At 72.2% G+C, this 6,681-nt stretch carries 5 protein-coding genes; 2 read left to right on the plus strand and 3 right to left on the minus strand.

Annotation, left to right across the window (positions count from 1 at the left end):
- Positions 1-31: 31 nt before the first annotated feature.
- Positions 32-2,560, minus strand: a complete 2,529-nt coding sequence (afsK, locus tag G5C51_RS38590) for a protein serine/threonine kinase AfsK (protein ID WP_165245020.1) — start codon at positions 2,558-2,560, stop codon at positions 32-34.
- Between the two features lie 436 nt (positions 2,561-2,996).
- On the opposite strand from afsK, the gene G5C51_RS38595 reads away from it, so the two are divergent.
- Positions 2,997-3,644, plus strand: a complete 648-nt coding sequence (locus G5C51_RS38595) for a TetR family transcriptional regulator (RefSeq protein ID WP_165245022.1) — start codon at positions 2,997-2,999, stop codon at positions 3,642-3,644.
- On the opposite strand, the gene G5C51_RS38600 is transcribed toward G5C51_RS38595, so the two are convergent.
- Positions 3,619-4,122 carry a nitroreductase family deazaflavin-dependent oxidoreductase gene (locus tag G5C51_RS38600; protein WP_165245024.1) on the minus strand — a complete coding sequence of 168 codons (504 nt, stop codon included), beginning with the start codon at positions 4,120-4,122 and terminating at the stop codon, positions 3,619-3,621. The genes G5C51_RS38595 and G5C51_RS38600 overlap by 26 nt on opposite strands.
- A complete protein-coding gene (locus tag G5C51_RS38605; protein ID WP_165245026.1) occupies positions 4,119-5,405 on the minus strand; it encodes an acyl-CoA dehydrogenase family protein in 1,287 nt (428 codons plus the stop codon). The genes G5C51_RS38600 and G5C51_RS38605 overlap by 4 nt, the downstream gene beginning before the upstream one ends.
- An 82-nt stretch (positions 5,406-5,487) precedes the next feature.
- Here G5C51_RS38605 and G5C51_RS38610 point away from each other — a divergent pair.
- A partial coding sequence (locus G5C51_RS38610) for an acetyl-CoA acetyltransferase (protein ID WP_165245028.1) occupies positions 5,488-6,681 on the plus strand: 1,194 nt, incomplete at its 3' end.

Below are 6,681 nucleotides of genomic sequence, written 5' to 3' on the forward strand. Positions count from 1 at the left end.
GGCGGGAATCGCAGCGCCGAAGCGGAAGCCGCTAGCCCCCCGACGTCCGCGTCCCCTCCGCCGCATCCAGCGCATACACGCACCGGTCCTTGCTGCACGCGTACACCACACCCCCCGCCACCACCGGCGACCCCGTGATCTCCCCATCCGTCTTGAGCTTCCACAACAGCCGGCCATCGCCCGCGGCCACCGCGTAAATGCAGTGATCGGCCGAGCCGAAGTGCACCCGCCCCTCCGCCGCCACCGGTGCCCCGATCAGCTCGCCGCGTACCGGAAAGCGCCACTTCGGCGTGCCCGCCACCGCGTCGAGCGTGTACAGCGCGCTCCCCGCGCCCACGTGCACCGAGCCGTCCGTCACCGTCACCGGCTCGATCGACTGCCGCGCCTCCGTGGCGATCCGCCACCGCTCGCGGCCGTCCGCGGCATCCAGCGCGTACACCGTCCCCAGATAGTCGGCGAGATAGACGCCACCCCCCGTCACCGCAGGCCCCGGCGCGTACGCCGGCGGGCTCAGCAGTACCGCCGGGGTCTCGAAGGTCCAGCGCAGGCCGCCGAAGGCCGCGTCCAGGGCCAGCACCCGCTTGCCCGCCGCGACGTAGAGCACGCCGTCATCCGTCGGCGTCAGCCGCACCGGGACGCCGCCGCAGGCCGCCGCGTCGCCCACCGGGTATGACCAGCGCTCGGCGCCGGTGCGGGCGTCGAGCGCGGACAGCCGGTCGTTCGCCCACAGGTACACCGAGCCGTCGTGGACGACCGGGCCCGCCTCCTGCGTCTCGAAGTCGGACTGCGCCCCGGCCAGCTCCCACAGCGGCTCACCCGTGCCGGCGTCACGCGCCTGCACGCCGCCGCCCCGGGTGCCGGTGACCACCGTCCCGGAACGGCCGGAGGCCCGCGCCGCAGGGGCGTCGGTCTTCAGCGAGTACACCCAGCCGTCCGTCGCCACCCGCCACCGCTCCTGGCCCTGCGCGGAGTCCAGCGCGTACAGGCTCGGCCCGTCCGAAGCGTGGATGAGCCCATCGCCCACCGCCATCGACCAGGCCACCTCGCGGGTCTTGAACTGCCGCCTGCCGCTGCCCACATCGAGGGCGTGCACCTCAAAGGAGGTGACGTACAGCAGATTGCCGACCACCGCCGGAGTGCCCCACACGTCGTTCGACATCCGGAAACGCCACGGCCGCCAGTCCGCCTGCCGCACCACCGGAGCCGGAGCCGACGGCGCAGCAGCAGCCGCCGCAGCACCGGAGCTCTTCGCCTGCGCCGCCTTGGCCGCCTTCTGCCCGGGTACGGCGCCGTTCGGCGGCTGCAGCCACCCGGTCACCCCGTTACGCCCGGCGTCCCGCTCCGCCGCCATCCGCTGCGCCGAAGCACGCACATCCGCCACCCGCGGCCCCGGCCCGATCGGCACCGGCGACTGCGCCAGCCGCACCGCACCACGCGGCGTCGACGCGGAGCCGGACGGCGGAGCCGCCTCGGCGACCGCCGGCTCCGGCTCGGGCGGCACCCCGGGCGGCACCGGCTCCCCGGGCTCGTACGAGGGCATCGGCGGCGGCTTCGGCAGCGCGGAGCCGCCCTTGCCCGCCGCACCGGCGCCATTGCCCGCGGCGCCAGGCGCCCCGTTCACCGCGCCGGCCCCGGCCCCAGCCCCAGCCCCAGCGGTGGTACGACCACCACCGCGCCGCTCCTCGATCAGCCCCACCGCCCCCGCGGGCAGCCAGGCAGAAGCGGTCCCGCTGTCGTCCTGGCCCGCGCTGAAGAGATGCGGGGCCAGCTCGACCTGCAGCTCCTCGGGAGTGGGCCGCTCGTCGGCGTTCATCCGCATGCAGGACTCGATCAGCGGGCGCAGCTCGTCCGGCAGGCCCTCCAGGTTCGGGCCCTCGCGGAGCAGCATGAAGACGGTCTCGACGGGGTTCGCGCCGTGGAAGGGCGCGTGACCCGTACCGGCGAACACCAGCGTCGACCCGAGCGAGAAGACATCACTCGCACCGGTGACCGAGCGGGAGTCGCGGGCCTGCTCCGGAGACATGTAGGCGGGGGTGCCGACGGCGACGTTGGTCATCGTCAGCCGGGTGTTGGAGACCCCCGACGCGATGCCGAAGTCGATCACCCGGGGGCCGTCCTCGACGACGAGGACGTTGGAAGGCTTCAGGTCGCGGTGGACGAGGCCCGCACCGTGGATGGACTGCAGCGCCTCGGCGACGCCGGCCGCCAGCCAGCGCACGGCCTGGACGGGAAGCGGACCGCACTCGGTCACTATTTCCTCGAGCGAGGGCGCGGGTACGTACGCCGTGGCGAGCCACGGAACCGCAGCCCGCGGATCGGCGTCTACCACCGCGGCGGTATAGAAGCCGCTGACGGCGCGGGCAGCGTCCACTTCGCGCGTGAAGCGGACGCGGAAGAGCTGATCCTCCGCCAGTTCCGTACGCACCGTCTTGATGGCCACTCTGCGGCCGGACGCGGAACGCGCGAGATAGACCAGGCCCATGCCGCCGGCGCCCAGCCTGCCGAGCACCTCGAAGGGTCCGATCCGTCTCGGGTCGTGCTGCGTCAGCTGCTCGACCACTTCCCTGCCACCTCCCCGTTGCGGGGCTACACCAACAACAGCCCCCGTGCAGCCTCTCACTGCGCGCGCAACTCCGTCAGTCCCGGGGGTACGCCCGCTGATTCTCCCTGGCATTCGCCCTCGTTGCGAACTCGGGGGGATAAAGGGGAGTGTCATAGATCACGTTGTCCGGTAATGACCGCTCGCGCCGACTGCCGGGCCCCGCCGCCCGGGGCCCGGCAGTCGTGCCCGCACCCGGCAGCAGGGGCCGTTGCGACCGGGGGGTCTGCGATACGCACACGCTAGCCGGGGAGGACGGGCCCCGTCCCGCCAATAATTCGAACACATGGTCAATTCTGTCCGTGGGTCGCACACCTCTCTCTACGTGGCTCCCTCGTCTGCTGCTCATTTGCTCCAGCCAGATCGCGCGCCGATCACCCCTCGGTAAGCTGACGGCATGACAGGACAAGTGCGCACGGTCGACGGTCGCGTGGCCGGCCGTCGCGGCCAGGCGACCCGCACCAAACTGCTGGAGTGCCTGGGCGAGATGCTCAGTTCGTCGCCGTACCGGGATGTGAAGGTCATCGACGTGGCCCGCAAGGCGGGCACCTCGCCGGCGACCTTCTATCAGTACTTCCCGGACGTCGAAGGCGCGGTGCTGGAACTCGCCAACGAGATGGCCAAGGAAGGCGCGAGCCTGACCGATCTGGTCGCGGGCCGCTCCTGGGTCGGCAAGTCCGGCGCGCAGGCCGCGGACGAACTGGTCGAGGGCTTCCTGTCCTTCTGGCGCAAGAACGACGCGATCCTGCGCGTGGTCGACCTGGGCGCGGCCGAGGGCGACAAGCGCTTCTACAAGATCCGTATGAAGATCCTGACCGCCGTCACCAACTCCCTTACGGACTCCATCAAGGACCTCCAGGACAAGGGCAAGGTCGACGCGTCGGTGTCGCCCGCGGCGATGGCCGGTTCACTGGTGGCGATGCTGGCCGCGGTGGCCGCGCACCAGAAGGGCTTCCAGACCTGGGGCGTGAAGCAGGCGGATCTGAAGCCGAATCTGGCGCTGCTGGTGCACCTCGGGGTTACGGGGCGGAAGCCGCCGAAGTAAGCCGGAAGAGCCTGATCTGCCGTTCCACCCGCGCCTGATACTTCGCGTACGGCGGCCAGAACCGCAGCACTTCCTGCCAGACGCGCTCCCGCTCCGCGCCTTCGAGGAGGGTGGCGCGGACCGGGATGTCGCGGCCCTTCCAGGAGATCTCCGCGTCGGGGTGGGCGAGGAGGTTCGCGGTCCAGGCCGGGTGGCCGGGGCGGCCGAAGTTGCTGCCGATGACGATCCAGGTGCTGGTGCCGCCCTCGGAAGCCGCGGCCTTCTCCGGCATGCAGGCGAGGGGGGTGCGCCGGGGCTGCCCCGACTTGGCGCCGGTCGCCGTGAGGATGACGCTGGGGAGCATCTGCGCGCTGAGCATCACCTTGCCGCGGGTGAGGCGGTGAACTCCGCGGTCCAGCAGCGGAATCACATGCGGGGCGATCTTGGCGAAGGTGCGGGTGGAGGAGACTCGCTGGATGGTTTTCATGCCGGGTTTCATGCGAGCACCTCCGCGATCTGTGCCGCATGCGCTCGCAGTCGGTGCGGAGGGCCGAAGAGCAGCAGATCGGCGGCGGCCCGCTTGAAGAACAGATGCGCCTCGTGCTCCCAGGTGAAGCCGATCCCGCCGTGCAGCTGGATCGCCTGCCCGGTGACGGTGTGCTGGGCCTCCAGGGCCTGCGCGAGGGCGAGCGGTGCGGCGGTCGTACGGTCCTCGGCGGGGGCTTCGGGATCGGCCGCCGCCCAGGCGGCGTAGTACGCGGCCGAGCGGGCCGACTCCACCTCCACGTACAGGTCCGCGAGCCGGTGCTGCACCGCCTGGAAGGACCCGACCGGCCTGCCGAACTGCTGCCGCTCCTTCACGTACGCCACGGTGCGGGCGAGCGCCTCGTCGGCCACGCCGACCGCCTCCGCGGCTAGGGCGGCGGCGAGGGTGATGCCGGCTCTGGCGAGGGCTTCGGCGACGTCCGCGTCCGGTGCGCCGATGAGCTCGGCGGGGGTGTCGCGGAGTTCGATACGGGCGAGGGAGCGGGTCTCGTCGAGGGTGGTGCGGCGGTGGCGGGTGAGGCCGGTGGCGGTGGTGGCGTCGACCGCGTAGAGGAGGGTGCGGCTGCCGGCGTAGGCGCCGGTGTGGGCGGCGACGAGGAGGAGGTCGGTGGTGTGGCCGCCGAGGACTTGGTCGCAGGAGCCGTAGAGGCGCCAGGGAGTGGTGGCGGCGCGCGTGCTCGCGTGCCCGGCGTCGGCCATCGCGGTCTCGGCCTCCGCGGCCTCGCTCTTCCCGGCCTCGCTCTCCGCGGCCTCACTCCTCCCGGCCCGCCTAGCCTGTACGCCGCCCGCGCGGCCGCCGCCGGACCAGGGGCCGTCATTGCCGCTGGTCAAGGCGAGTGCGCGGGTGAGTGGGGCGGGGGCGGCCAGGGCTGCGGTGCGTTCGCCGGCCGCGAGGGGGCGCAGCAGGCGGTCGCGCTGCTGGTCCGTGCCCAGAGCTTCGATGAGCGGGGCGGCCAGGACGGCGGTCGGCAGCAGCGGTGAGGGCAGGACGGCGCGGCCGGTCTCCTCGCAGGCGAGGGCGAGTTCGAGGGAGCCGCAGCCGGTGCCGCCGTATGCCTCCGGGAGGGCGAGGCCCGGGAGGCCGAGGTCGCCGGCGAGGCGCTGCCAGAGGTCGGCGTCGTAGCCGAGGTGCGTACGGACCGCCGCCTTGACGTCGTCCGGCGCCGACTGTTTGCGCAGCAGCTCGCGCAGGGTGCGGCGGATGCCGTCCTGTTCCTCCGTGAACGTGGTGTCCATCGGGCTCCCTCCGGGGCCGTGCTGTGGGCCGACGCTGCGCATCGTAGAGCGACTTCGCCGAATCTGATATACCGTCAGATCCATGTCCGCTGCGATATCTTCCGGGGCTTCCGGAGCTTCCCGAGGCCCCCGCCGGGTCGCCGTAGCCGGCGTCGCCCTCTCCGACTGCGGCCGCGTCGACGACAGAACCGCCCTCCAACTGCACGCCCAGGCCGCCCGCCGCGCCCTGGCCGACTCCGGCCTCGACCGCTCGGTCATCGACGGCGTCGCTTCGGCGGGTACGGGGACGCTGGCCCCGGTGGAGGTGGCCGAGTACCTGGGCCTGAAGCCCACCTGGGTCGACTCGACCTCGGTCGGCGGCTCCACGTGGGAGGTCATGGCCGCGCATGCCGCGGACGCGATCGCGGCGGGGCACGCGAACGCGGTGCTGCTCGTGTACGGGTCCACGGCGCGAGCCGATCTGAAGGCGGGGCGGCGTACGGCCAACCTGTCCTTCGGCGCGGGCGGGCCGCTGCAGTTCGAGGTCCCGTACGGACACACGCTGGTCGCGAAGTACGCGATGGCGGCGCGCCGCCACATGCACGAATACGGCACGACGCTGGAGCAGCTGGCGGAGGTGGCGGTGCAGGCCCGGGCGAACGCGGCCCATAATCCCGACGCGATGTACCGCGATCCGATCACCGTCGATGACGTGCTGTCGGGGCGGATCATCGCGGACCCGTTCACCAAGCTGCACTGCTGTATCCGCTCGGATGGGGGAGCGGCGGTGCTGCTCGTGGCGGAGGAGTATGTGACGGACGCGGCGAAGGCGCCGGTGTGGGTGCTGGGCACGGGCGAACACACGTCACATGCGGCGATGTCGGAGTGGGACGACTTCACGGTTTCGCCTGCGGCCGTGTCCGGGAGGCTGGCTTTCGAGCGCGCGGGGGTGCGGCCGGCGGACATCGACGTGGCGGAACTGTACGACGCCTTCACGTATATGACGCTGGTGACGCTGGAGGACCTGGGCTTCTGCGCGAAGGGCGAGGGTGGGTCGTATGTGGAAAAGGGGCGGATCGGGCTGGGCGGCGAGCTGCCGGTGAATACGGACGGGGGTGGGCTGTCCGCTTGCCATCCGGGGATGCGCGGCTTGTTCCTGTTGGTGGAGGCGGTCCGCCAGTTGCGTGGGGAGGCGGGCGAGCGGCAGGTCCGTAAGGATGGAGGCCGACTGCCGGAATTGGCGGTGGCGTCGGGGACGGGCGGGTGGTTCTGCTCGTCGGGGACGGTGGTGTTGGGG

It is taken from the genome of Streptomyces coryli (genome assembly GCF_011044975.1).
GTDB lineage: Bacteria > Actinomycetota > Actinomycetes > Streptomycetales > Streptomycetaceae > Streptomyces > Streptomyces coryli.

Excerpts from the sequence above, each read along its gene's own strand:
- G5C51_RS38595 (WP_165245022.1), top strand. The coding sequence starts at position 2,997 with ATGACAGGACAAGTGCGCACGGTCGACGGTCGCGTGGCCGGCCGTCGC.
- G5C51_RS38600 (WP_165245024.1), bottom strand. The coding sequence starts at position 4,122 with ATGAAACCCGGCATGAAAACCATCCAGCGAGTCTCCTCCACCCGCACC.
- G5C51_RS38605 (WP_165245026.1), bottom strand. The coding sequence starts at position 5,405 with ATGGACACCACGTTCACGGAGGAACAGGACGGCATCCGCCGCACCCTG.